1 protein-coding gene is annotated in these 304 nt (G+C 57.2%); it reads right to left on the minus strand.

All coding sequences use genetic code 11. From position 1 onward, the window contains the following. Positions 1–52: 52 nt before the first annotated feature. On the minus strand, positions 53–304 hold a 252-nt coding region (locus PZH32_RS12730), incomplete at its 5' end, for a response regulator transcription factor (RefSeq protein ID WP_275208623.1).

The following is a 304-nucleotide window of genomic DNA, read 5'->3' on the forward strand; positions in this document are numbered from 1 at the left end:
TGACGTTTCCTGCATGAGACAGTTGGCCGTCTCACTGCCTTGGTTGGGCGTCCTACAGTTCCACTTCGTCGATGAGGTGGATGAGCTCTAGCTGGCTGTGGATGTCCAGCTTGCGGTAGATGTGGCGGATGTGGGTCTTCGCGGTGCCTTCGGAAATGTAGAGCTGCTGCTGGATGAATGAGGACTTGTAGCCGCGGGACAGATAGTACATCACTTCGTTTTCGCGGCGCGACAGCAGATAGGTGTTGGCTACAGCCTCGCAGCGCTCGCGGAAGTGATCGCGCTCGATCTGGCTTTCCTCTGG

The organism is Adlercreutzia equolifaciens (genome assembly GCF_029076695.1).
Lineage (GTDB): Bacteria > Actinomycetota > Coriobacteriia > Coriobacteriales > Eggerthellaceae > Adlercreutzia > Adlercreutzia equolifaciens_A.